The 24,718-nt window shown below is 60.0% G+C and carries 23 protein-coding genes; 17 read left to right on the top strand and 6 right to left on the bottom strand.

Features of this window, described 5'->3' with window-relative positions; translation table 11 throughout:
• Nucleotides 1–6: 6 nt before the first annotated feature.
• Genes ACP15P_RS15690 through iolB form a run of 5 tightly spaced genes read left to right on the top strand, consistent with a single transcriptional unit; the run spans nt 7 to nt 6,611 of the window.
• A complete protein-coding gene (locus ACP15P_RS15690; protein ID WP_424929404.1) occupies nt 7–1,920 on the top strand; it encodes a bifunctional 5-dehydro-2-deoxygluconokinase/5-dehydro-2-deoxyphosphogluconate aldolase in 1,914 nt (637 codons plus the stop codon).
• Nucleotides 1,917–3,749: a 3D-(3,5/4)-trihydroxycyclohexane-1,2-dione acylhydrolase (decyclizing) gene (gene iolD, locus ACP15P_RS15685; RefSeq protein WP_424929403.1), complete on the top strand. Its 1,833-nt coding sequence runs from the start codon at nt 1,917–1,919 to the stop codon at nt 3,747–3,749. Before ACP15P_RS15690 ends, iolD begins: the two co-directional genes overlap by 4 nt.
• The gene (gene iolE, locus ACP15P_RS15680) at nt 3,749–4,654 is read left to right on the top strand and encodes a myo-inosose-2 dehydratase (RefSeq protein WP_424929402.1); all 906 of its coding nucleotides are present in this window, start codon (nt 3,749–3,751) and stop codon (nt 4,652–4,654) included. The genes iolD and iolE overlap by 1 nt, the downstream gene beginning before the upstream one ends.
• Nucleotides 4,655–4,665: 11 nt before the next feature.
• On the top strand, nt 4,666–5,793 hold the full coding sequence (locus ACP15P_RS15675; RefSeq protein WP_424929401.1) for a phytanoyl-CoA dioxygenase family protein: 1,128 nt from the start codon (nt 4,666–4,668) through the stop codon (nt 5,791–5,793).
• An 11-nt stretch (nt 5,794–5,804) separates the two neighbouring features.
• Entirely contained in the window at nt 5,805–6,611 is an 807-nt protein-coding gene (iolB, locus tag ACP15P_RS15670) for a 5-deoxy-glucuronate isomerase (protein WP_424929400.1), read from the top strand.
• Between the two features lie 3 nt (nt 6,612–6,614).
• Here iolB and ACP15P_RS15665 read toward each other — a convergent pair whose 3' ends face one another.
• Nucleotides 6,615–7,619 (bottom strand): LacI family DNA-binding transcriptional regulator, encoded by a 1,005-nt coding sequence (locus ACP15P_RS15665; RefSeq protein ID WP_424929399.1) that lies wholly within the window; start codon nt 7,617–7,619, stop codon nt 6,615–6,617.
• Between the two features lie 158 nt (nt 7,620–7,777).
• Here ACP15P_RS15665 and ACP15P_RS15660 point away from each other — a divergent pair, with 158 nt between their 5' ends.
• From ACP15P_RS15660 to alaE, 6 genes are all read left to right on the top strand, one after another.
• Nucleotides 7,778–8,857, top strand: a complete 1,080-nt coding sequence (locus tag ACP15P_RS15660) for a fatty acid desaturase family protein (RefSeq protein WP_424929398.1) — start codon at nt 7,778–7,780, stop codon at nt 8,855–8,857.
• A 25-nt stretch (nt 8,858–8,882) separates the two neighbouring features.
• Nucleotides 8,883–9,194: a MocE family 2Fe-2S type ferredoxin gene (locus ACP15P_RS15655; protein WP_424929397.1), complete on the top strand. Its 312-nt coding sequence runs from the start codon at nt 8,883–8,885 to the stop codon at nt 9,192–9,194.
• Nucleotide 9,195: 1 nt separating this feature from the next.
• Nucleotides 9,196–10,389 carry an NAD(P)/FAD-dependent oxidoreductase gene (locus tag ACP15P_RS15650; protein ID WP_424929396.1) on the top strand — a complete coding sequence of 398 codons (1,194 nt, stop codon included), beginning with the start codon at nt 9,196–9,198 and terminating at the stop codon, nt 10,387–10,389.
• Between the two features lie 15 nt (nt 10,390–10,404).
• Nucleotides 10,405–11,217 carry a 3-methyl-2-oxobutanoate hydroxymethyltransferase gene (locus ACP15P_RS15645; protein ID WP_424929395.1) on the top strand — a complete coding sequence of 271 codons (813 nt, stop codon included), beginning with the start codon at nt 10,405–10,407 and terminating at the stop codon, nt 11,215–11,217.
• Between the two features lie 216 nt (nt 11,218–11,433).
• Entirely contained in the window at nt 11,434–12,060 is a 627-nt protein-coding gene (locus ACP15P_RS15640; RefSeq protein WP_424929394.1) for a LysE family translocator, read from the top strand.
• Nucleotides 12,061–12,522, top strand: a complete 462-nt coding sequence (alaE, locus tag ACP15P_RS15635; protein WP_424929393.1) for an L-alanine exporter AlaE — start codon at nt 12,061–12,063, stop codon at nt 12,520–12,522.
• A 211-nt stretch (nt 12,523–12,733) separates the two neighbouring features.
• On the opposite strand, the gene ACP15P_RS15630 is transcribed toward alaE, so the two are convergent.
• Genes ACP15P_RS15630 through iolC form a run of 3 tightly spaced genes read right to left on the bottom strand, consistent with a single transcriptional unit; the run spans nt 12,734 to nt 15,393 of the window.
• A complete protein-coding gene (locus ACP15P_RS15630) occupies nt 12,734–13,573 on the bottom strand; it encodes a class II fructose-bisphosphate aldolase (protein ID WP_424929392.1) in 840 nt (279 codons plus the stop codon).
• Complete coding sequence (locus ACP15P_RS15625; RefSeq protein WP_424929391.1) at nt 13,570–14,409, bottom strand: 5-deoxy-glucuronate isomerase; 840 nt, start codon at nt 14,407–14,409, stop codon at nt 13,570–13,572. The genes ACP15P_RS15630 and ACP15P_RS15625 overlap by 4 nt, the downstream gene beginning before the upstream one ends.
• A gap of 12 nt (nt 14,410–14,421) precedes the next feature.
• A complete protein-coding gene (gene iolC, locus ACP15P_RS15620; protein WP_424929390.1) occupies nt 14,422–15,393 on the bottom strand; it encodes a 5-dehydro-2-deoxygluconokinase in 972 nt (323 codons plus the stop codon).
• Nucleotides 15,394–15,475: 82 nt separating this feature from the next.
• Between iolC and ACP15P_RS15615 the strand changes: the two genes are divergently transcribed.
• From ACP15P_RS15615 to ACP15P_RS15605, 3 genes are read left to right on the top strand one after another with little or no spacing between them, the layout of a single operon-like run.
• Nucleotides 15,476–16,594, top strand: coding sequence for a Gfo/Idh/MocA family protein (locus ACP15P_RS15615; protein WP_424929389.1), 1,119 nt, complete (start codon nt 15,476–15,478; stop codon nt 16,592–16,594).
• A complete protein-coding gene (locus ACP15P_RS15610; RefSeq protein WP_424929388.1) occupies nt 16,591–17,478 on the top strand; it encodes a TIM barrel protein in 888 nt (295 codons plus the stop codon). The genes ACP15P_RS15615 and ACP15P_RS15610 overlap by 4 nt, the downstream gene beginning before the upstream one ends.
• 12 nt (nt 17,479–17,490) lie before the next feature.
• Nucleotides 17,491–18,648, top strand: coding sequence for a Gfo/Idh/MocA family protein (locus ACP15P_RS15605; RefSeq protein ID WP_424929387.1), 1,158 nt, complete (start codon nt 17,491–17,493; stop codon nt 18,646–18,648).
• Here the strand turns inward: ACP15P_RS15605 and ACP15P_RS15600 are convergent.
• A complete protein-coding gene (locus ACP15P_RS15600; protein WP_424929386.1) occupies nt 18,645–19,640 on the bottom strand; it encodes a LacI family DNA-binding transcriptional regulator in 996 nt (331 codons plus the stop codon). The genes ACP15P_RS15605 and ACP15P_RS15600 overlap by 4 nt on opposite strands.
• A 139-nt stretch (nt 19,641–19,779) precedes the next feature.
• Complete coding sequence (locus ACP15P_RS15595) at nt 19,780–20,664, bottom strand: LysR family transcriptional regulator (protein ID WP_424929385.1); 885 nt, start codon at nt 20,662–20,664, stop codon at nt 19,780–19,782.
• A 93-nt stretch (nt 20,665–20,757) separates the two neighbouring features.
• On the opposite strand from ACP15P_RS15595, the gene ACP15P_RS15590 reads away from it, so the two are divergent.
• The 3 genes from ACP15P_RS15590 (at nt 20,758) to ACP15P_RS15580 (ending at nt 24,446) form a co-directional block, all read left to right on the top strand.
• A complete protein-coding gene (locus tag ACP15P_RS15590) occupies nt 20,758–22,257 on the top strand; it encodes a CoA-acylating methylmalonate-semialdehyde dehydrogenase (RefSeq protein ID WP_424929384.1) in 1,500 nt (499 codons plus the stop codon).
• A 218-nt stretch (nt 22,258–22,475) separates the two neighbouring features.
• Nucleotides 22,476–23,222 carry a hypothetical protein gene (locus tag ACP15P_RS15585; RefSeq protein WP_424929383.1) on the top strand — a complete coding sequence of 249 codons (747 nt, stop codon included), beginning with the start codon at nt 22,476–22,478 and terminating at the stop codon, nt 23,220–23,222.
• A gap of 195 nt (nt 23,223–23,417) precedes the next feature.
• Complete coding sequence (locus tag ACP15P_RS15580) at nt 23,418–24,446, top strand: IS110 family RNA-guided transposase (RefSeq protein WP_028720250.1); 1,029 nt, start codon at nt 23,418–23,420, stop codon at nt 24,444–24,446.
• The last annotated feature ends 272 nt before the right edge of the window (nt 24,447–24,718 follow it).

Below are 24,718 nucleotides of genomic sequence, written 5' to 3'. Positions count from 1 at the left end.
GCAGGCATGTCCAAGACACTTGATCTCATCACAATCGGCCGATCCTCGGTGGACCTCTACGGCGCGCAGATCGGCGGGCGGTTGGAGGATATGGGCTCTTTCGACAAGTACATCGGCGGCTCGCCCACCAACATCGCCTGCGGCACGGCGCGGCTTGGTCTGAAGTCGGCGGTGATTACAGGGGTCGGCGACGAGCATATGGGCCGCTTCATTCGCGAGCAGCTGGAACGCGAGGGTGTGAACACCGGGGGCGTCAAGATCGACCCCGAGCGACTGACGGCGCTGGTTCTGTTGGGCATCCGGGATCAGGAGCAGTTTCCGCTGATCTTCTACCGCGAGAACTGTGCCGACATGGGGCTGACCATCGATGACATTGACGAGGACTTCGTCAAGAGCGCCCGAGCCGTCGTGGCGACCGGCACGCATCTGAGCCATCCGCAGGTCGAGGCTGCCACGATCAAAGCGCTGGAGATTGCCCGCGCGAATGGCATGCAGACCGCGCTCGATATCGACTACCGACCGAACCTTTGGGGAGTCGCTGGCCATGGCGACGGTGAAAGCCGGTTCGTTGAAAGCGCAGCCGTAACGGCCAAGCTGCAATCAACGCTGCATCTGTTCGATTTGATCGTCGGCACGGAGGAAGAGTTCCACATCGCGGGTGGATCGACCGACACAATCGCAGCGCTGCGGGCAGTGCGTGCTGTGTCCGGCGCGACTTTGGTCTGCAAACGCGGCGCGGCGGGGGCAGTGGCCTTCGAGGGCGACGTGCCCGACAGCCTTGATGACGGCCAGACAGGTCCGGGATTTCCAATCGAGGTGTTCAACGTTCTGGGGGCAGGCGACGGCTTCATGTCCGGTCTATTGAAAGGTTGGCTCGATGGTGAGGATTGGCCGACAGCACTGAAATACGCCAATGCCTGCGGGGCTTTTGCAGTCAGCCGTCACGGCTGCACGCCTGCCTATCCAAGCTGGGAGGAGCTTCAGTATTTCTTCCAGCGCGGGATCAAGCGCCCGGACCTGCGCAACGATACGGAGCTGGAGCAAGTGCACTGGGCGACCAACCGGCATGGCGACTGGTCTTCGGTCAAAACCTTCGCCTTCGATCACCGGCTGCAACTGGAAGAGATGGACGGCTACACCAAGGAAAAGGGCGCAGCGTTCAAGGAGCTTTGCCTCGATGCGGCTTTGAAGGTGCAGAACGGCCAACCGGGCTACGGCATCCTATGTGACAACCGGATCGGGCGGTCCGCGCTGCATCGCGCCACCGGCTCTGGCCTCTGGATCGGTCGCCCGACCGAGTTGCCCGGATCGCGGCCCATCGAGTTCGAACCCGAGTTGGGCGAAGACCTTGGCCGTTTGCGCGAATGGGCGCGGGAGAACGTGGTCAAGCTGCTGGTCTTCTGTCATCCCGATGATGATGACAAGACCGCGAAGATGCAGGTGGCGCGGGTCAAGCGGCTGTTCACGGCGGCCCGTCGCAACGGGCTGGAATTCCTGCTGGAGATCATTCCGTCGAAGGTTGGCCCTGTGGACGACATGACCTCTGCCACCTTGATCCAGACCTTTTACGACGCGGGCGTCTATCCCGACTGGTGGAAGCTTGAGCCGTTCAAGACCGATGCCGCCTGGGAAAATGCCGTTGCCGCCATCGAACGCAATGATCCCCGCACGCGCGGCATCGTTGTTCTGGGTCTCGACGCGCCGGAGGCTGGGTTGGCGGAAAGCTTTGCTTTGGCGGCCAAGCAGCCCTTGGTCAAAGGCTTTGCTGTGGGCCGGACGATCTTCGGCAACGCCGCCCGCGCATGGCTGGCGGGCAAGATGACCAACGAAGAGGCTATAACCGAAATGGTCGCAAACTATCAGCGCCTTTGCGAAATTTGGGACAAGGCCCGAAGCCGAGCCATGGAGGACGCGGCATGAGCAAGACAATTCGATTGACCGCCGCACAGGCGATGGTGCGCTACATCGCAGCGCAGCTTACCGAAGATGGAGAGCCGTTTATCGCGGGCTGCTGGGCCATCTTTGGTCATGGCAACGTGGCAGGCATTGGCGAGGCACTTTATGCCAGCCGCGACGCTTTGCCGACCTATCGCGGGCACAATGAACAGACTATGGCGCATGCCGCCATCGCCTACTCAAAGCAGCTGCGCCGTAAGCGCGCGATGATGGTCACGTCATCCATCGGGCCGGGGGCGCTCAACATGGTGACGGCGGCGGGGCTGGCGCATGTCAACCGCCTGCCGGTGCTTCTGGTGCCCGGCGATGTGTTTGCCAATCGCGGACCGGATCCGGTGCTGCAACAGATCGAAGATTTCGGGGATGGCACAGTGTCGGTGAACGACGCCTTCAAGCCGGTCAGCCGGTATTTCGACCGGATCACCCGGCCCGAGCAACTGCTGACGGCCTTGCCTCGCGCCTTCCGCACGATGACCGATCCGGCCGATTGCGGCCCTGTGACGCTGTCCTTCTGTCAAGACGTGCAGGCCGAAGCCTATGAGTATCCCGTCAGCTTCTTTGAGCCAAAGGTCTGGTACCAGCGGCGCGTCCGCCCCGACGTGGGCGAGTTGGACCGCGTGGCAAAGGTGCTAAAAGGTGCCAAGCGGCCAGTTATCGTGGCTGGGGGCGGCGTACACTATTCCGGCGCGACCGACGCACTTATGGCGTTTGCCGAAGCGCACAATATCCCTGTCGCCGAAACCCAGGCGGGCAAATCGGCGCTGCCTTGGGATCACCCGCTAAACCTTGGCCCCATCGGCGTGACCGGTGGTGAACCGGCCAATGATGTTTGCGCCGAGGCCGACGTGGTCTTTGGCGTCGGCACGCGGTTTCAGGATTTTACGACAGGGTCGTGGGGGCTGTTCGCCCATGCGGATCGCAAAATCGTCAGCCTCAATGTCGCCGCCTATGATGCCGCCAAACACGGCGCCTTGCCGCTGATGGCAGACGCCCGCGTCGGGCTGGAGGAGCTGGGCGAGGCCCTCGGGGCCACGCGTTTTGACGGAGATGCTGCCTCTTCGAAATACGACTGGTTCGGCAAAGTCGATCCACTGACGGATGCCCCCGGCGACGGGAATGCCCCTCCAACCGATATGCAGGTCATCGGAGCCGTCCAACGCGCGGCGAATGAAAACACCGTTGCCATGTGCGCCGCTGGCACCATGCCGGGCGAGTTGCACAAGCTCTGGAAGGCCGGACGTCCGGGATCCTATCACATGGAATACGGGTTCTCCTGCATGGGCTACGAGATCGCGGGCGCGATGGGCATCAAGATGGCCGAGCCCGAGCGTGACGTGATCTGTTTCACCGGCGACGGTACCTACATGATGGCCAATTCCGAGATGGCGACGGCTGCGATGATGGGCATTTCCTTTACCGTCGTCGTGACCGACAACCGCGGCTATGGCTGTATCAATCGGCTGCAAATGGGCACCGGCGGGGCCGAGTTCAACAACCTGCTCGATCACGCGATCGGAGGCGAGAACTCCAATATCGACTTCGCCAAACACGCGGAGTCCATGGGCGCGACCTCGGTCAAGGTTGGCAGTATCGCCGAACTGGAAGAGGCGCTGGCGAAACGCGATCGTATCAAGGGCCCCTACGTGGTGGTCATTGACACCGATCCCTATCCATCCACCGAACCCGGCGGGACGTGGTGGGATGTCGGCGTGCCGGAAGTCTCGGACCGGGCCGAGGTGAATGCTGCCCATGACAGATACATCAAGAACAAGAAAACCCAGCGAGCAGACTGATGAGTGTGAAGATCGGCATATCCCTGATTGCCTGGCAGAACGACGATCTGCCGGACCTGACAAAAGACTACACCACCGAAGGTGCGATGGAGGATGCCGCGAAGATCGGATACTCTGGCGTCGAACGCGGTCGCCGAATGCCTGCGGACACCGAGGGCTTGCGCGCCTATCTTGACCGGTATGGCGTGGCGCTGTGCGGCGGCTGGTGCTCGGGCAATTTGATGGTCAACGATCTGGAAACCGAGAAGGCCGCGATCCGCGAACAGGTCGACCAATTCGCCGCCCTCAACGCGCCCTGCATCGTCTATGCCGAGTGTTCGAACACGATCCAGGGGAACATCGACCAACCTGTGAGCCAGCGCCCGAAGCTGACCCGCGACGAGGTCATGGCCTATGGTGCAAAGCTTTCCGAACTTGCCAAATGGACACGAGACCAGGGCACGGTCCTCAGCTACCACCACCACATGGGCGCGATGGTGCAGGATGCCGAAGACATCGACTGGTTGATGGAAGGCTCCACCGAGGACCTGACGCTGCTCTATGACACGGGCCATCTGCAATTTGCGGGGGCTGATCCTGTCGCCGTCCTCGACAAGTGGGGCCACCGCGTGCACCACGTCCATTTCAAGGACGTGCGCCAGCCCGTGCTCGATTGGGTGCGCACGGAAGATAAAAGCTTTCTCGATGGGGTGTCCGCTGGCGTCTACTCCGTGCCGGGCGACCCTGAAGGGTGCATCGACTTTCAGGCGATCACGGACAAACTCAAGGCGATGGACTATAGCGGCTGGATTGTCGTCGAAGCCGAACAGGACCCGGCAAAAGCGCCGCCCTATGATTATTCCAAACTGGGCTTTGATCATATCACCGACATCTGCGGACGGTCGGGCATCGCGATCATTGGATAGCGGTTCGGCGTATGGAGAACGGATACTACCTCATCGACAGTGGAGACATCGAAACGCTTGAGGCATTGATCCTTCAGCGTCTCGCACCCGCAGATGTGCCCTTTGCCTGCGGGGTCGACAAGAATGTACCGATGTACGATGTGCCCGCGCTCAATCTCTCCAACCCTGACCTTCTCGCCGAATGGGCGCGTGTGCTGCGCAGCGGGGCGGGCGTGATCTGCCTGAAACGCGCCTATACGGACACCGGCCCGATTGATCGCGCGACAGAAGTGTTTTGCCAGATCATTGAGGAAGAGCGCGCCAGGGGCACAGGCAAGGGAGACCATTTCGCGGCCTCCGGCGCCAATGACCGTATCTGGAACGCGCTGCAAAAACACTGCCTGCGCGACCCGGCAGGGTATGCCGCCTATTTTGCCAATGCCGCCATCGCAGCGGCGTCGGCCGCGTGGCTCGGGCCGCATTACCAGATGACCGCGCAGGTCAATCAGGTGCGCCCCGGCGGCAAGGCGCAGCGCGCCCATCGCGACTACCATCTTGGATTTCAGACGGCTGAGACCGCCGCCAGCTATCCCGTCCATGTCCATGATCTAACCGCAGCGCTCACCCTTCAGGGTGCCATCGCTCATTGCGACATGCCGGTGGACAGCGGCCCGACGAAGCTTTTGCCGTTTTCGCAACGCTATGCTCCGGGCTATATCGCCTTCCATCAGACGGGCCACAGCGCCTTTTTCGAAGAGCATTACATCCAGCTGCCCCTCGAAAAGGGCGACGCGGTCTTTTTCAACCCCGCGCTGTTTCATGCGGCAGGTGAGAACCGCAGCCGCGACATAGACCGCATGGCGAACCTGTTGCAGATCTCTTCGCCTTTTGGCCGCGCGATGGAGGCGATTGATCGCGACACGATGTGCCGCACCCTATATCCCGAACTCAAAGGCCTGAGCGAGGCTGAGGCCCATGCCGTGATTGCCGCAACCGCCGAAGGCTACGCCTTTCCGACGAACCTCGATACCGACCCGCCGATCGATGGCAATGCGCCAGACACCCAAGCCGACATCCTGCGCCGTGCCTATGCAGAGGGTTGGGACAAGGCCGCGCTGCACAGCGCCCTTGATGCGCTGTCCGCCCGGCGCACAGCATAAAGGAGTTACCTATGCCCGATCTTCTTCGCAAACCCTTTGGAACTCGGGGCGAGGTGCACCGCATCACCCCGGAAAGCGCGGGCTGGCGCTACGTAGGCTTTTCCTTACATCATCTAAAGGCGGGGGATACTGCAGCGGAGGCAACAGGCCATCGCGAGGTCATCCTTGTCATTGTGGAAGGCAAGGCCGCGATTACTGGGGCCGGGAAGAACTGGGGGGTTCTTGGCGAGCGGATGAATGTGTTTGAAAAAACACCGCCCCATTGCCTTTACCTACCGAACGGCACTGAATGGGAGGCCACGGCTGAAACCGATTGCATTATCGCTGTTTGTTCAGCCCCGGGGCAGGGCGGTCACGAAGCTCGGCGGATCGGGCCTGATGGCATCACATTGACTGAGCGTGGTAAGGGCACAAACACCCGCCACATCAACAACATCGCGATGGAGAACGAGGACTACGCCGACAGCCTGTTGGTGACCGAGGTCTTCACACCTGCGGGCCACTGGTCCAGTTACCCAAGCCATCGACACGACGAAGATGACTTTCCGCGTATCACCTACCTGGAAGAGACTTACTACCACCGGCTGAACCCAGCCTCTGGATTTGGCATTCAGCGGGTTTACACAGACGATGGACTGCTCGATGAAACGATGGCTGTCTCCGACGGAGACGTCGTTTTGGTGCCGCGCGGCCACCACCCCTGTGGTGCGCCATACGGGTTCGAGATGTACTACCTCAACGTAATGGCTGGCCCCTTGCGCAAGTGGCGCTTCGTTCCTGCACCTGAGGTCGAGTGGATCATGGAGCGGGACGCCTGATCCTTAAAGCGATTCCGGTACGAAGAGCTGCGGGAGCAGGTAGTGCTGACCTGAGTTTTCAGACATGCCGCCTTGCGCCGCTTTGATCATCAAATCGACGAGCTCGCGACAGAGCTGATCGAGCGGTGTAGCGATCACCAAGCTTACGTAGCGTTTGGACAAGGCGTCTCGGCTCTCATTTGTCAGCTCATTCACAATCAACGCGACCTTTCCGGCTGGTCTGGATTCTCTGAGGGCCTCGATCGCACCTTCCATCCCGCCGCCAGCCACGTATATGCCTCGGAGATCGGAATGCCGATCGAGAAGATCAAGCGTTGCCTCATAAGTGACCTGCCGCGTCTCTAGGTTTACGATGGCATCCAGAAGTTCGAGCTGCGACGCATGGTCCCTGAGGTAACTCCTAAGACCCGTCTCGCGCAGGATATGCCCATGCCAACGGTTCCCGCCAATAAAGACGGCCACCTTGCCAGATTCACGGATCTGTGTGGCAATCATCCACCCTGCGATCCTTCCAACCTTGACGTTGTCGAGGCCGATATAGCTTTGCTGGACGCCTGATGCGGCATCATTGAGAAGCGAAAACACCGGTTTGGCATGATCCTGCAGAGTGCGGATTGTGTCAGTCAAAGTCGGATGATTAATGGCTGAGGTTGCGAGAACGTCTGATGTCTTTGCAATCTTCGTAAGTTCGGACGCAAAGTCAGACGGGGCCTGAGACGCCGCGAAACGCACATCGCAACGTCCACGGATGTCTGCGCGCTCTTCTACGGCAGCTTCAAGGGCTCGCGCGAAATTTCGATAAAACTCCTGGCTCGGCTTATGGAGAACAAAGCCAAATCGGATGATCGGTCGCGTGGCGTCCAGTCTGATGGCTTCCAGTTTTCCAGTCGGATAGCCGATGCGTTCGGCGGCGCCGAGCACGCGCTCAATCGCGGCTTCGCTTACATTGGGGCGCTCATTCAGGACCCGGTCCACCGTGGCGACGCCGACGCCCGCGGCCTCGGCCAAGTCTTTCAAAGTGGGACGTCGAGACTTCATGGCTACTGAGGTAATTGCATCAATACGGAGATCATCCTGATGTCATTTGGTGTGATTTACAAGCCCGGGTATGGCAGGAATCAGATGGTCAAGTGTATCTACTGGCGAAGCTGTCTCGGGAGGAAATCATGACGAAGCGCGACTATTCCCTGCTTGGCCCGGATGCCGAGCGTGCCGTCGAAACGGGCCTGGCCACTGCGGAGTGGTATCATACGGACATCCCCCGCAAGGAGATGAAGGCGTTGATGCAGCGTTCCGATAAGCCCGCGATCCGCGATGCAATAATCCTTTTCGGGTCGATGATCGTCCTCGCGGGCATCGGAATCGCGCTCTGGCCCTCTTGGTGGTCAGCGCCGTTCTGGCTGGCCTATGGCGTGCTCTACGGCTCGGCAATGGACAGCCGCTGGCACGAATGTGGCCACGGGACCGCGTTCAAGACGCCTTGGATGAACAACGTCGTCTACCAGATTGCGTCGTTCTGCATGGTCCGGAATCCCGTCACATGGCGTTGGAGCCATGCCCGGCACCATACCGACACGATCATCGTCGGCCGCGATCCCGAGATTGTGGCGATGCGACCACCCGCGCTTTTCCGTATCTTTCTGAACTTCTTCGGGATCATTGATGCTCTGACCGGCTGGAAGAGGATGTTACTGAATGCTGCTGGGCGCCTCGACACCGAAGAGGTGACGTATATCCCCGAACAGGAGCAGCACAAAGTCGTTTCAGTCGCGCGGATTTGGGTTCTGATCTACATGGCGACCATCGTGGTTGCAGTCGCCATGCAGTCGATCCTGCCTTTGATGGTGATCGGACTTCCGCGGCTCTACGGCGCGTGGCACCACGTGATGACAGGCATCATGCAGCACGCGGGCTTGGCCGAGAATGTTCTGGATCACCGCTTGAACAGCCGGACAGTCTATATGAACCCCATCAGCCGCTTCATCTATTGGAACATGAACTATCACGTCGAACATCACATGTTCCCGATGGTGCCATATCATCGGCTTCCGGAGCTGCACGAGAAGATCAAGCATGACCTTCCTGCGCCGAACGCATCGATCCTCGACGCATATAAGGAAATCTGGCCCGCTCTGAAGCGGCAGCTCCGCTACGAAGATTTCTTCATTAAGCGCGAACTGCCCGGATCGGCTCAACCTTACCGGGAAGATCTGCACGAGCAGGCGCTGAGCGTCCCGGCAGAATAACGAAAAACAAACCAGGGAGACTGACATGGCTGAGTGGATTGACGCCTGCGCAACTGATGACATCGACGAAGAGGATCTGATCCGCTTTGACCACGGTGACCGCACATTTGCGATCTATCGCAGCCCGAACGATGAATATTTCTGTACGGACGGGCTTTGCACGCACGAACAGGTGCATCTAGAGGACGGGTTGGTGATGGACTACGTTATCGAGTGCCCGAAGCATAACGGGCAGTTCGATTATCGCACCGGCGAGGCGAAACGTGCACCGGTTTGCGTCAATCTGGGCACGTATCCGGTCAAGGTCGAGGGCGACCGCGTCTTCGTCGAGATCTGACGTGTCCGGCATCGTCATTATCGGCGCCGGTGAGTGCGGGATCAGAGCCGCGGTCACCGCACGCGATACCGGGTATCAGGGCCCAATCACCGTCATCGGCGAGGAAACGGCGCTGCCCTATGAGCGACCGCCATTGTCCAAACCCGATGACTCAGGTGCGGTCGAAAAACCGATCACAACACTCGAGGCATTGTCGGAAAAGGCAATAGTGCTCAAATGTGGCGTCTCGGCTATCGCCATCAAACGGGATGCGCAGGAAGTTGTACTGTCGGAAGGCGGATCGCTCCCGTACGAGAAACTTCTTCTCGCAACCGGTTCGCGGCCGCGCCCGCTGAATTGCATCGGAGGAGATCGGGCGCTCGTGCTGCGTACGATTGAGGACGCGAACGCGATCTATGCCGCTGCCCGGACCGCAAAGCACGTCGTTATCGTCGGGGCAGGGCTGATTGGGCTGGAACTAGCCGCAGAGCTCAGGACACGTAATCTTAACGTCACAATTCTCGAGGCTGGACCGCGACCTCTGGGACGCAATGTACCCGAGCAGTTCGCGACCAAAATGGCGTTACGTCATCAGGGCGCGGGTGTCGGAATTGTCTGCAACGCCCAAATCGCCTCATGCACCGACAGCGGCGTCGTTCTGAACGATGGGCGTATTTTCGAAGCCGACTTGATCATTGCTGCGATTGGAGTTGTGCCGAATACCGAACTTGCCGCATCGGCCGGCCTGACGACCGAAAACGGTATCAGGGTCGACAGTCGGCTGATGACAGATGATCCGAACATATTCGCGGCGGGCGACTGCGCGGCAGTCAAGACTGCAGAAGGCACTTATCGGCGATATGAGACCTGGCAGAACGCGCAGGCACAGGGCGAGGTGGCTGGTCGCAATCTTGCGGGTGGCAACGCACTCTTCGACATACCGGTCTGGTTCTGGTCGGATCAATACGACCTGGGCCTTCAGGGCGTCGGCGATACCTCCGGATCACCGGCTGCGATCCGGGATCTGGGGAAAGATGCAGAAATGCTATTCTTCTTTGACGACGACGGTGCGCTTGTCGGGGCTGCGGGCCTCGGTCGGGGTAATGCGGTCGCAAAGGACATCAAGATTGCGCAGAGGTTGATCGGTGTCCGGTTGGATGCCGCCGCGTTGTCGGACCCAGGGCATAATCTGAAGAAACTGCTCAGGGCCGCCTGAGCGAAGGGAGGAAAAATGGGACTTTATCATAAGCGGCCCACGGTCGCCGACATCCGCGCGCTGAAGGGTAAGCGGACGCTTTCTATGCTCTACGTCGATACCCCCGACGAGGCTGCCGCTGCTGCGGAAGCCGGGATCGACATGCTTTCGATCATCGATCCGGTCTGGACACCCGAGATGCGAGAGGCGGCGGGGAACTGTTTCGTCCAGGTCGGTTTGCTCTACGGCGAACTCGTGACGCTGGAGGATTACCAGCGCGCCGCGCACCGCGCGATGCGGGTGGGCGGCGATTGCGTTTACTGCGCGTCTTCGCTTGGGACGATAAAGGCCCTGGCGGATGATGGTATTCCGGTCGTGAGCCATATTGGGTTGATCCCGTCGAAGGCGACATGGACGGGTGGCTTCAAGGCAGTAGGAAAGACCGCCGACAGCGCAATTGACGTCTTCAGACACGCGAAAGCACTCGAGGACGTCGGATGCTTTGGGGTGGAGCTAGAGGTCGTTCCCGACAGGATCGCCGCCGAGATCGCCAAGCGAACGAACCTCGTTCTTCTTGGCATGGGCGCTGGACCGCATGCCGATGCACAGTATCTGTTCGCTGAGGATGTTCTGGGCTACACACGCGGTCACAAGCCGCGCCATGCCAAGACCTATCGGGATTTTCGCGCGGAATTGGACCGCTTGCAGGAGGAACGCATCAATGCGTTCAAAGAGTTCGGTGCTGATGTTGCCAACGGCGCTTACCCAGCATCGGAACATTCCGTCGCAATCTCGGATGCGGAACTTGAAAAATTCACCGCGCGACTGGCTGCTGACTACGACACCTGATTTGACGGGGCTGATGACCACAAAACTCGTAAAGGCAAGGTGAATATCTGCCACAGCGCAATTGTGGCGCCCCGGACAGGTGGTACGGTCGCAGGTTCGGAAGACCCTTGGCGAAGGTTTGCTTGATCAGAGCGCATTGAACGCCGATGGAACCCAAGACAGTGGGTTACGGGACCCCTTCGTCCTCAGGCAAGCGGACCCAACCAGGAGATAGGAATGCCCGAATTCGATGTTTTAGTTGTTTTTTTCGCTGCTTCGGTTGCACTCGGGCTCGCACCCGGACCGGACAACATTTTTGTTATTACTCAATCCGCACTTTACGGGCGACTTGCGGGACTGGTTGTGACCTTGGGTTTGTGTACCGGATTGCTTGTTCACACCACTGCAGTCGCGTTCGGCATAGCCGCCGTTTTTGCAGCGTCATCGATGGCCTTCAACGCAGTGAAGTTTCTGGGGGCCGCCTACCTTATGTATCTCGCATGGCAAGCGTTCAGAGCGGGCACAACGAGCCTTTCGGTGAAGCAATCGAACAACCCGAGTCTGGCGCAACTTTATTTTCGCGGGATCGTGATGAATGTCACAAATCCGAAGGTCGTCATTTTCTTTCTCGCCTTCCTACCGCAATTTGCAGACCCGTCCGTGGGCCCCTTGGCGCCGCAATTGTTAATCTTTGGTTGCGTTTTCATATGTGCGACGGTCCTCATTTTCGGCTCCGTGGCATGGGGATCGGGCTTCTTGGGCAAGTGGCTGAGGGCTTCGCCGGCCATTCAAATGGGCCTGAATCGCGTCGCAGCTGTGGTTTTTGTTGGCTTGGCCGTCAGGCTGGTCACGGCTGAACGCTGAGTGTTTTCCAATAAAATGGTCGCCAAGTATCCCAAGGAGATAAAAACGTCTGCGATGCGCCTTTTCATAGTAGATACTTTGGCAACAATCGTTTTCTTCACTGCTGTCGCAAGTTTCTCTGAACTGGTCATCGCAGGGATGGACCCGGAAGAGGTTCTGACCACGCGGATTTTGATGGTTCCAATAATGATCGCAACGGCACGTCCCTACACGGGTTGGCGGGACTGGCTTTTGAGGCGCGTTGCCCCTCGTAAGCGCCTGACTACGACCATTGTCGACATCGTGGCATTTCTCACCTTTCAGGGCCCGGTTTATGGTGCCACTCTATTAATGGCCGGCGCCAGCTTTGGAGAAATGGGTGCGGCCTTAGGATCGGCTATCATTTTCATGATCTTGCTGGCTCGACCTTTTGGAGTCTTCATCGAATTGGTGCGAGGCAAAGTTGGCCTTCGTAGCGAATAGTATCGCCGTCCTATCGGAAAAATCGTTTCGCTCTCGGATGAGATCATTTGGCCAATGCTGTTTTTACAGCAATCACTCGAGTGGAATTTCAAAATGTTACCTGCGACTGAGTAACACTTCGTCACAATCGAATAGCCGTTTCCCTGTCGAGTTATCCCCGAGAAGTGACTTGGAAGCTTTGATTGACACCAATTCAACAGCGCTACTTGAACTATGCCCGCCCGCTCGTTCTCAACTGGCGTAATACAGCGCAGGCAGCGCCCCGAAGGGTCGCCTCCGTTCTTGACATGATCTCGACACGATCAAACTGGTCCGGGTTTTCGGCTAACACCTTGCGAAGCGAGGCCCCAAATGCTTGCCGTAACTCTGTCCCAATATTGATCTTGGCGATGGGCGTTCGGGTTGGCAGGTTCTGCCGGTCTTCCAAGGCAAGGCCGGACCCGCCGTGGATGACCAGCGGTACCCGGCTTTGCCGCGAGATCGCCGTCAAGCGTTCCTGGTCCAAGGACTGTGAAGGGCGGGTTTGAAGATGCACATTGCCAACCGAAACCGCCAAGGCATCGACGCCGGTTTCGGTCACGAAAAAGCTGACGTCATCAGGGTCCGTTCCGGCAGACGCCGCGCCGTCGGCATATCCGACAAAACCGAGCTCGCCCTCGCAGGACGCGCCGAACTGACGGGCCAGCTCAACCACGGCTTTGGTCTGCGCGATATTGTCGGCCAGTGGCAAGCGAGAACCGTCATACATCACCGAGGTGAACCCGCACTTCAACGCCTCCTCGCATTCTGCAAGCGATTGACCGTGGTCCAGATGCGCCACCACAGGCACAGAGGCCGTTTCTGCCAAGTGCAGGAACATGGCGGCAAGGACAGGCAGCGGTGTATGCGCGCGGCAGGACGGTCCTGCCTGCAAGATGACCGGCGCGCGCTCGGCCTCAGCCGCGTTGACATAGGCTCGTGCGTCTTCCCAGCCCAGACAGACGAAGCCGGGCACGGCGTAACCGTCGGCATTGGCCTGCGGCAAGATATCGTTCAGCGTTGCCCGCGTCATTTGAACTTGGCGACCATATCCATGATGCCGGGGATCGTGTGCAGCTGCTCTGCATGGGTGGGCTGGAAATACTGCTTGAGCGACCGCTGGGACAGGCCGCCGAGAATCGTGAAATAGTACATTTCATATCCCGGCAACGCACAGCAGGGGTGATAGCCCTTGTCGATCAGAACGGTCGAGCCATCCATGATATGGTAGGCATCGCCCGGTTCGTTATCGACACGTTGCAACATCTGCAGTCCCGATCCGTAGTTTGGCTTGAAGCGAAAGTTGTAACACTCGTCATGCCGTGTCTCGTCAGGCAAGCGATCCGTATCGTGTTTGTGGCTCGGAAACCCCGACCAACCGCCAGCACCCACGGTGAACAGCTCGCTCACCAGAAGGCGACCCACTCGGTCGTGGTGGCCAGCACCAAGAATGTGTTTGATCTTGCGGTGGGTCTTGGTGTCGTCAGAGCCGTATTGCACGAGGTCGAGATCTGCCGCACGCACCGCGAAAGGCGTCAGCGTGTCAGCAAATTTTGCCCCGGCAATGAAGGTTTCCGTGTCGGTGCGGGCCGTCATGCGCGCGCCGGTATCGGTTGGAACGTAAACGCCCTCAGGATCGCCGTCCCAGACATCTGCGCCGCGATTTCCGATGTCCGCAAAGGTCTCGCCGCCGACCTCGACAGTGACGGTGCCGGTGGCCGGCACGATGCAGGTTTCATACCCGGCGACGCGATAGTCAAAGGTCTGACCCGCCTTTAGCTTGATGATATTGAAATAGGTCAGGGGAACATGCGCATCGTCCACATCGACGATGGGGCGATTGGCATTGTCGTGGGGAGGAATGTGCATCGGAAACCTGCCTTATGTCTGAAGGGCATTGGAAGAGAGAAACTGCGCCAGCTCATCCGCCGTGGGCATGGCGGGCGCGCAACCGACGCGTGATACGACAAGTGCCGCGGCTGCCGAGCCCCTCTCGACGGCGCCTGCAACCGTCAATCCGGAGGCCAACCCGCCAAGGAACCCGGCCATGAACGCGTCGCCCGCGCCCGTCGGCTTGAGCGCTTGGGTCTTGAAGATACCGGTGTTGACCTCACCATCGCGTGTGATGGTGACCGCGCCTTTTTCGCCCATTTTGTAGACGACGATCTTCGCTGTATCGGCCGCCAGCGCGCGGGCCTTGGACAGACCCCTGTCATAGCCCCCGGCCATAAATCCGAATTCCTCGTCATTGCCGATGATGACATCGCAAAAGGTGGCTGCGTGGCTCAGGACCTGTTCGGCCTCATCTGCCGACGTCCAGGTGTAGGGGCGATAGTCTATGTCGAACACGATCGGCACGCCCGCTGCCTTGGCCAACGCGAAGGCTTTCAAGGCCGCGCTGCGCGACGGTTCTGCGGCCAACACCGTTCCCGTCGTCACCATGGCCTGGAACGCGGAGTAGGGCAGGGCGCAGACGTCCTCCTCGGTCATCTCGAAATCAGCGGCGCCGTTGCGGTAGATCACCGATTGTGTGTCCTGAACCCGTGTCTCGACGACGGCCAGCGAGTTGCGCGCCTCTCCTCCGACCGACCGGACGAATTGGTCTTCTATTCCATACGCCGCAAGCTGCGCGCGACAAAACCGGCCCACGGCATCATCTGACACGCAGGTGACGAGCGCGGCCCGCAGCCCCTGTCGGCACAACCCTGCCGCAATATTCGCCGACGATCCGCCAAGAGCAGCTGTAAAAGCCGTTGCAGAGTCAATCGTGGAGCCTGGAGGATCGGCATAGAGATCCATCCCGGCGCGGCCCATGATCAGAAACCCAGTCGCATCCCGTTTCAAAATATCCATCAGTTGAAACTGGCCTTTTGCCGTTGCCCAAATTCACGGCGCAGGATATCGGTTTTGCAACCGGTTGCAATATGAGTTGGGCATGGCAGAGATCGGAATAGGAATTGTTGGTGGCGGCTATATGGGCAAGGCCCATTCCGTTGCGATGTCGGCGGTCGGCGCCGTTTTCAACACGCGCCTGAGGCCGAGGCTGGAAATGATCGCCGCAACCAGTGCGGCCAGTGCGGAACGCTATGCCAAGGCGTACGGGTTTCGCCGATGGTCGGACAATTGGCGGGCCTTGGTCGAAGACCAACGGGTCGAAGCGATCGTCATCGCGTCGCCACAGGACACCCATCGCCAGATCGCCGAGGCCGCCTTTGCATTGGGAAAGCCGGTGCTGTGCGAAAAGCCGCTGGCCGACACGCTTGATGATGCTCGCGCGATGGTCGCCGCGGCAGAGGCGTCGGGCGTCGTGAACATGACAGGCTTCAACTACATCCGAACCCCGGCAAGCCAATTTGTGCGTCAGTTGCTGAAGGACGGTGTTCTCGGTGAGATCAGATGGTTCCGGGGCGAGCACACCGAGGATTTCCTTGCCGATCCTGACACGCCCTTCAATTGGCGCTGTGCGGGACGGGCCAACGGAAACATGGGCGACCTTGCCCCGCATCCCATCAATGCAGCACTGGCGTTGATGGGGCCAATCACGCGGGTGATGGGCGAGGTGGAAACGGTCGTGGCGAACCGGCCTGGCGGGGCCGTGACAAACGACGATCACGCGCAGATCATGTGCCGGTTTGCGTCCGGCGTGATGGGGCATATCTACTCGAGCCGTGTCTCGACCGGGCGCAAGATGGGCTATGCTTATGAAATCACGGGGAGCAAGGGCGCCATCCGTTTCGATCAGGAGGATCAAAACGCCGTCTGGCTGTATCTGGCCGAGGGGCCGGAGGCGACACGCGGCTTCCGCAAGATCCTGACCGGCCCCGCCCATCCCGATTTCGAGCCGTTCTGCCAAGGACCCGGCCATGGGACGGGCTACCTCGATCAGATCATCATCGAGGCCAAGGATTTCCTGACCGCCATCGACACGGGCCAGTCGGTCTGGCCCACGTTTCGCGACGGGTTGGAAGTCGCGGAGGTGGTCGAGGCCGTTATCCAATCCGCCGAGCAATCGCGTTGGGTGGACGTTTCGGACGTTGGAGGGCTGCAAACATGACGATCCGGATCGGAAACGCACCTTGTTCATGGGGTGTGGAATTCGCGGATGACCCGCGCAACCCGACTTGGCAGCAGGTTTTGCAAGACTGTGCAGAGGCCGGGTATCGCGGAATTGAACTTGGCCCAATCGGCTTTATGCCCGAGGACCCGGACATTTTGGGCGACGCGCTGGCCGAACATGATCTTTCGCTGATTGGCGGCGTGGTGTTTCGCCCGTTTCATGATCCGTCAAAATGGGACGAGGCCCGCGACGCGGCAATTCGGACGGCCCGGTCGCTGTCCGCTCACGGGGCGCGCCATTTTGTGCTGATCGATTCCATATCGCCGCGCCGCGCACCAACAGCGGGGCGTGCTGACGAGGCGGAACAGATGCCGCCCGACGAATGGCGGGCCTTTGTCGGCCGGATCAAGGAGGCCGCACAAATCGGCGCCGATCACGGGCTTCTTCCGTCGATCCATGCCCATGCCGGCGGCTTTGTGGATTTCGAGCCCGAGCTTGAGCGGCTTCTGGACGAGGTTGATGAGGCGCTTTTGAAAATCTGCTTTGACACCGGCCACCATTCCTATGCCGGCTTTGATCCGGTGGCCTTCCTCAAACGCCACGTTGACCGCGTGTCCTACATGCATTTCAAGGATATCGATCCGTCGGTAAAGGCCGATGTCGTCGCCAACAGAACGGATTTCTACAAGGCCTGTGGCCAAGGGATTTTTTGTAACCTTGGTCAGGGTGATGTGGATTTCCCCGCGGTGCGGAAAATTCTGACCGATGCCGGCTTTGACGGCTGGTGCACGGTTGAACAGGACTGCGACCCCACACTTGACGTCTCGCCGTTGGACGACGCGCGGGCGAACCGGTCGTATTTACGATCCATCGGCTTCTGAAGGAGGAAGGCCATGAGCAAACTGAACTGGGGCATGATCGGCGGGGGTGAGGGCAGCCAGATCGGGCCGGCGCACCGGCTGGGAGCCGGCCTTGACGGCTTGTTCGCATTCACCGCAGGGGCGCTGGATCATCGGCCGGACGAAGGCCGGGCCTATGGGCGGCGGCTGGGGCTTGCCGCTGACCGCTCCTACGGCGATTGGCGCGAAATGCTGGAGGGTGAGACAGGCCGCGAGGACCGGATCGACCTTGTCACCGTCGCGACGCCCAACGCGACGCATTTTGAGATCACCAAGGCGTACCTCAAGGCGGGCTTTCACGTCCTGTGTGAAAAACCCATGACGATGACCGTAGCCGAAGGCGAAGAGATCGTGGACTTGGCCCGAGAAACCGGCCGCATTTGCGCTGTCAACTATGGCTACACGGGCTACAGCCTTGTGCGCCATATGCGCGCCATGGTGGCCCGTGGCGATCTCGGGGCGATCCGACTGGTGAAGGCCGAGTTCGCGCATGGCCACCATGCCGACGCCGCCGATGCCGACAACCCGCGTGTGCGCTGGCGCTACGATCCGGCACAGGCAGGGGTCAGCGCCCAATTCGCCGATTGCGGTATCCATGCCTTGCACATGGCCAGCTTCGTTATTGGTCAACAGGCCGAGAGCCTGTCCGCTGACACGGTCAGTTGCATTGCCAGCCGTGAGCTTGAAGACGACGCGATGGTAAACTTGCGGTTCGACGGTGGCGCCGTCGGCAGGCTTTGGACCTCATCCATCGCCATCGGTCGCCAACACGGTCTGACCTTGCAGATATTCGGCGAGAAAGGCGGCTTGCGCTGGAGCCAAGAGCAGCCGAACCAGCTCTACTGGATGCCGCTTGGGCAAAACCTGCAGACCATCGAGCGCGGCCAAGCCGGGCTGTCGCCCGAGGCGGACCGGACCAGCCGGGTGACCGTTGGCCATGCCGAAGGCATGCCACTGGCCTTTGCCAATATCTACGCCGATCTTGCCGAAGCCATTACAGCGCGCAAAGAAAACCGTGATCCCGACCCAGCGGCGACCCTTTATCCGCGCGCAGAGGATGGGTTGCGATCGATGGCGGCGGTCTTTGCAGTCGCTGAAAGCGGCAAGGCGGATGGCGCCTGGACCGACGCCCGCCCGCCTATGTTTCGCTAGCCCGGCAGTCTGAGCGTCTTACGTTCTGCAAGGCTGAACGGCAGTAGCCGATGGTCTGGCACGGCGTCGGGATCGGCGATGCCGCTTTCAATAAGCGCGACCGCTGCATCTACGATGGCATTCAGCGGCTGAATGATGGTGGTCAGCTCGATCCCAGACCATCCGGCCATCGCCATGTCGTTCAGCCCCAAGAGGCCCAGATCCTGCGGAACTTGCAGGTTGGCAGCCCGTGCGGCTTGCAGCGCACCCACTGCAATCACGTCATCGCCACAGAACCACGCATCAACCGGTTCTTGCTTGAGGGCCACGTTCATCGCTTCAAATCCCGCAGTGTAGGAATAGTCTTCTGCGAAATGGACGGGTGCAGCTTTCCCAAGGCTATTCAGCGCGGATTTGAATCCGTTCAGGCGTTCCTGAGTGGTTGTCGCGTGCTCGGGACCGCCGAGAAACCCCACCGTGTCATAGCCCCGCGCCAAAAGGGTTTGGGCCGCAAACCGCCCGGCAGCCTCATTGTCGATACCGGCGAAGGCCGTCCCGGTTATTGGCGACGACCATCCGAAAGCATGCACAACCGGGATCCCCGCGTTCTGGAATATGGTCGCGAATTGCGGCGGCAATGTTGAGGAGGCCACGATCACCCCGTCGACGCTGTATTGCTGAAGCTTCTTCAGCGACGTCTCAGCGTCTGCAGCGTCGGACAGGTTTAGCAGCATGGGGCGTAGATCAGCGTCTTGCAGGGCACGGGTAAATGCGTCGAAGATCTCAAGAAAATAGGGGTTCGTGAAATTGTTGGAAATCAGCCCGATCAGTTTGGTGCGACCCGTCGTCAGGCTAGAGGCTAGCACGTTCGGCTGATAGCCAAGGTCCCGCGCGGCTTTTTCAACCCTGGCACGCATCGAGGACGAAACCGACGCACCCGGAGTAAATGTTCGGGAGACCGCGGATTTGGATACACCGGCCCGAACGGCGACATCTTGCAGCGTGATGGCCATGAGTTTCTACCTCTCGCGTGTGACTGATTTGATAGCCTCGCGGCGTTGCAGACAAGCCCTGCCGCGTTTCGCGACACCGCAAAACGGGGCGCCTGGTAGGGCGTGATGCGCAGGTCGGCGATCCATCAGGGCGCGCGTCTTACGTTTGCATGAAGTGTTCGCGCTCATTGCGCACCATCTCATCAAGCAATTGGACAACAGCCTGCACCCGGCGCGCAACGCGAAGGTTTTCGTGCCAGACGATCCAATAACTTCGGGTCACGGACACGTCGGGGAAGAGCCGCGTCAAGCCGGGCACACCCGACGCCATGAAGTCGTGGCAGATCCCGATCCCGGCGCCAGCGCGCACAGCCTCGAATTGACCGATGGCGGTTGAGACCGCGATATCGGACCGCCAGTCGCGCACAAATTCCTGCGTGTAATTGAGCTCCGGGCTGTAGATCAGATCGTCGACATATCCGATCAACGTATGGGATTTGAGCGTATCGATCGAACGCGGCGTCCCGGCGCGGGTCAGGTAGTCCTGCGATGCATAAAGCCCTAGAGAGTAGTCGACGAGTTTCTTGACCCGCAAGCGTCCTTTTTTCGGACGCCCGACCATGATCGCAAGATCGGCCTCCCGCTCGGACAGTGAGAAACTGCGCGGCACCGGAACGAGCTGCACCCGAAGGTCGGGATACGCGTCGCGAAACCGACCGAGTCGCGGCGCAAGAAACGCGCTGCCGAACCCGTCCGGTGCACCGATGCGAATGGTTCCAGAGACCGTGTCACGACCCCGCAAACGCGCGGTGCCGTTCAGCACCTCGGCTTCGATGCGTTCGGCAACTTCGAACAAAGCCACCCCGTCCTCTGTCAGGGTCGAGCCACGTGGTGTCCTCTCCAGCAAGCGCGTGCTGATGGCGTCCTCCAAGGCAGCAATGTGGCGGCTGAGGCGGGCTTGGCTGACGCCAAGTCTGGACGCTGCACCCAGCATCTGCCCCTCGCGCGCCACGGCGAGGAAGTATCTCAAATCATCCCAGTTCATGTCTACATTACTGCATAACGGATCACCATATTTGTCTGTTTATATGCGAAATCAAAAGAGCGATAGAGCCTTTGACAAACGGAGGAGATATCCATGACCGAGATCGCACACTTCATTGACAACGCCCGCGTCGCGGGAACCTCTGGCCGCAGCCAGCCGGTTTTCAACCCGGCCACCGGAGAGGCGGAGAAGACCGTGGCACTCGCGTCCACGGACGAAGTGAACGCCGCCGTTGCGTCCGCAAAGACAGCGTGGGCAACTTGGTCGAAAACACCGCCGCTTCGCCGCGCGCGCATCCTTGACCGGTTCAAGATGATCCTGTGGGATCGGGCGGATCAGTTAGCGGAAGCCATTTCTGCCGAACATGGCAAAACCCATGATGATGCCGTGGGTGAGGTGACCCGTGGGCTCGAGGTCGTCGAATTCGCCGTCGGCGCGCCCCACTTGCTGAAAGGGGACTACACCGAAGATGTGGGCACGGGCGTGGACAGCAATTCCGTGCGCCAGTCCCTTGGCGTGGTTGCCGGCATCACCCCGTTCAACTTCCCGGCCATGGTGCCGATGTGGATGTTCCCGGTCGCCTTGGCGTGCGGCAACACCTTCATCCTGAAACCCAGCGAGCGCGATCCCTCTGCATCGCTGCTGATCGCCGAGTGGTTGGCCGAGGCCGGGCTGCCGGAGGGCGTGTTCAACGTGGTCCAGGGTGACAAGGAAGCGGTGGACGCGTTGCTGTCGCATCCAGACGTCAAGGCGATCAGCTTTGTCGGTTCCACACCAATTGCGAAATACATCTACGAGACCGGCACGGCAAATGGCAAACGCGTGCAGGCGCTTGGCGGCGCCAAGAACCACATGGTGATCCTGCCCGACGCGGATCTCGACATGGCCGCCAACGCGCTGATGGGTGCCGCCTATGGCTCTGCTGGCGAGCGCTGCATGGCTATCTCGGTCGCTGTCCCGGTGACCGACGACGTGGCTGATGCCCTGATCGAGCGGCTCGTGCCCAAGATCGAAGCGCTCAAAGTGGGCCCGGCCGCGAACAAGGCGTCAGAGATGGGGCCGGTCGTGACCAAGGCCGCTCAGGAAAAGATCGTCGGCCTGATCGACAAGGGTGAGGCGGAAGGTGCGAAAATCGTCGTCGACGGCCGCGGTTTTACACCACCGCAAGGCTACGAAAACGGCTACTTTGTAGGCCCGACCCTGATCGACAAGGTCACGCCCGACATGACGGTCTGGAAAGAAGAAATATTCGGACCGGTTCTCTCGGTCGTGCGCCGCAAAGACTATGCCGAGGCCGTCGACCTGATCCACGCGCACGACTACGCCAACGGGGTGGCGGTCTTTACCCGCGACGGTGATGCGGCCCGCACCTTCGCCCATGACATCGAGGTGGGCATGGTCGGCGTCAACGTCCCGATCCCCGTGCCAATGGCCTTCCACTCCTTCGGCGGCTGGAAACAATCGCTCTTCGGCGACCACCATATGCACGGGCCAGAAGGTGTCCGGTTCTACACCCGGCTGAAGACAATCACGACCCGCTGGCCCACGGGTGTGCGAACCGATCCCGAGTTCGTCATGCCGACGATGGGCTAAAAAGATGAGCGGCGGGGAATGACCCCGCCGCCTCTGTCAGGGAGGGCCGGAACGAAGTGATCTGCTTTTCCGCGACTTAGCTGGTTGTGCTGAGCGAATTGCGCGTGAAGTGACTTGTTCAAATTTTTTTAACATAAACTTCATTATGCGATAATATACTTAGTGTTGCGATAGTATAATTTCGTTGTATGCTGACCCTATCACAGAAGGCCCACAGCATGCGTCATCTACTTAAGAAGCTCCTCCCCTCGGTCGCAGTCGCTCTAACTGTGACAGGTCTCTCGCTGCCTATGTCCGCCCGAGCGCAGACATACCCGATCGATTGCGCGATCCTCCTGTGCTTGTCTGGCGGTTGGCCTGCTTCCGTCCCTTGCGCACGAGCGCGCGCCGAATTCATCCGACGCATTACGCCTTGGCCAGTGGAACCCCCGCTTCAAATCTGGCGCTGTCCTATGGGCGCGTCCTTTGAGACAGCTCCAGCAGCAAACAGTGTAGACCGCATCTTTGAAGCGTTCTTCCAGAAGAACAGCACTGGACCGCGACAATCCTTTCCAGCGCGCGATACCGCTGATCCAATTATGGCTGCTTGGCGCATTCCAGAAACACCTAGTGACTTCGTTCCTGCCGACCAGGCCCTTCGGCTCATTCAAGATCGCGCGGACATCGATATCAGCGGACCTGAGTTCAACTTCGTACGATCCATCCGAGTCTTCGATGTCCGGTATGCGCGACAGCATGAATCCGGACATGACGGCGACTGCAACCGTAGCGCCACCGTGGTCCTCGGCACATACGGAACCCAAGGCGATTTCGCCTGGCAGAGGTCTTCCATCAGCGCCCTACCCTCCGCCCATATCGGCCTCGAACGCTGGGGCCAGAACTGCCCCGGCATCTATCACCGTTCTGTCTACGTCGACTGGCGTGACTATGAAGGGAACTACGGCTTTGAGCAGGTGAACTACTAGCGGCAACAGAGACAGCGTTGGCATTCGTCCGTGTCGGCCTAAGTGCTCGAAGCTAATCAAACACCGGTCGTTCGCTGCTGCTGCGTCAATGGCTGCTTTCACGTTAGAGATGGGGTGGATGCCGCTCTCACCCTGACGGCATCGCGATGTGCCATACTCGTGGTGTCGAAGCACAAGCTGAAGGAGAGGGCATCCATGGAAGAAGTTAGCATTATCGGGGTCGATCTGGCAAAGAACGTGTTCCAGCTGCACGGGGCGGCAGCGGATGGGGTGGTTGTTTTCCGCAAGAAGCTGTCGCGACTGCAGTTTGCGCGATTCATGACGGACCATCCCGCATGCGACGTGGCGATGGAGGCGTGTCCCAGCGCGCACCATTGGGCGCGGGAATTGTCCGCCTACGGGCACAGCGTCCGGCTCATTGCGCCGCATTACGTCAAACCGTTCATCAAGCGCCAGAAAAACGACGCCGCCGACGCGGAAGCAATCGTTGAGGCAGCGATGCGTCCGACCATGCGGTTCGTCGAACCCAAGACCGAAGCCCAACAGGCCCGGGCGGTGGCGTTTCGCGCCCGCGAGCAGATCGTGAAGCAGCGGACCGAAGCGATCAACGCCCTTCGCGCGCACCTCTATGAATTCGGGCATGTGGCGCCGGAAGGGGTCGGATATATCCCGCGGCTGGCGAAGGTGGTCGAGGATCCTGGTTCGGGCCTGCCTGACCTGGCGCGAGACATCTGCCGCATGGTTCTGGAGCAGATCGAACTGTTGACGTCCCGCCTTACCGCAGTCTCGGCAAAGCTCGCCGCCGCGTCCAGGGCGGCCGCCATGCCCCGGCAGTTACAGACCATGCCGGGTGTCGGACCGATCACTGCGCTCGCAGTCGAAACCTTCGCGCCGCCGATGGACCAGTTCCGGCGTGGCCGCGATTTTGCAGCTTGGCTCGGGTTGGTGCCGCGGCAACATTCTTCTGGCGGAAAACAGAGGCTGGGGAAAACATCGAAGATGGGGCAGCGGGACATCCGGCGACTGCTTGTCACCGGCGCGATGGCGGTGGTCCGCTGGGCGCTGCGCCGTGGCGCACCGCAAAATCCCTGGCTTGAGCGCATGCTGGAACGCAAGCCACCGATGGTCGCAGCCTTCGCGCTGGCCAACAAGATGGCGCGCGGCATTTGGGCGATGCTGACGCGCGGCGAGGACTATCGCGATCCGGTGATGGCCACCGCCTGATCGGGCGCGTCGGCAGGAACGGAACGCAGAGTTGTGAGGAAGGCATGATCCGAATGGGCAAATGATCGACATGATCCGGGTTGGGCAAACCAGGAACCTTCTCAGAGCTTCGAGCTCGCTGTTGGAGATTTGGCCCCGGTCCGCGCATCACCATCCCGGCCAGCGGCATCTATCGGGCCGCACTAACAGGCCTGACAAGAGTCCGCACTCGATCACATGTCTAATGTTCAGAAATTCCTTGCAAATGAGGGCGGCATCCACAAGAGAAGGTT

This window comes from Amaricoccus tamworthensis (assembly GCF_049800875.1).
Lineage (GTDB): Bacteria > Pseudomonadota > Alphaproteobacteria > Rhodobacterales > Rhodobacteraceae > Amaricoccus > Amaricoccus tamworthensis.
Note: the sequence above shows the minus strand (reverse complement) of the source record. Positions and strands in the feature narration are given on the sequence as shown.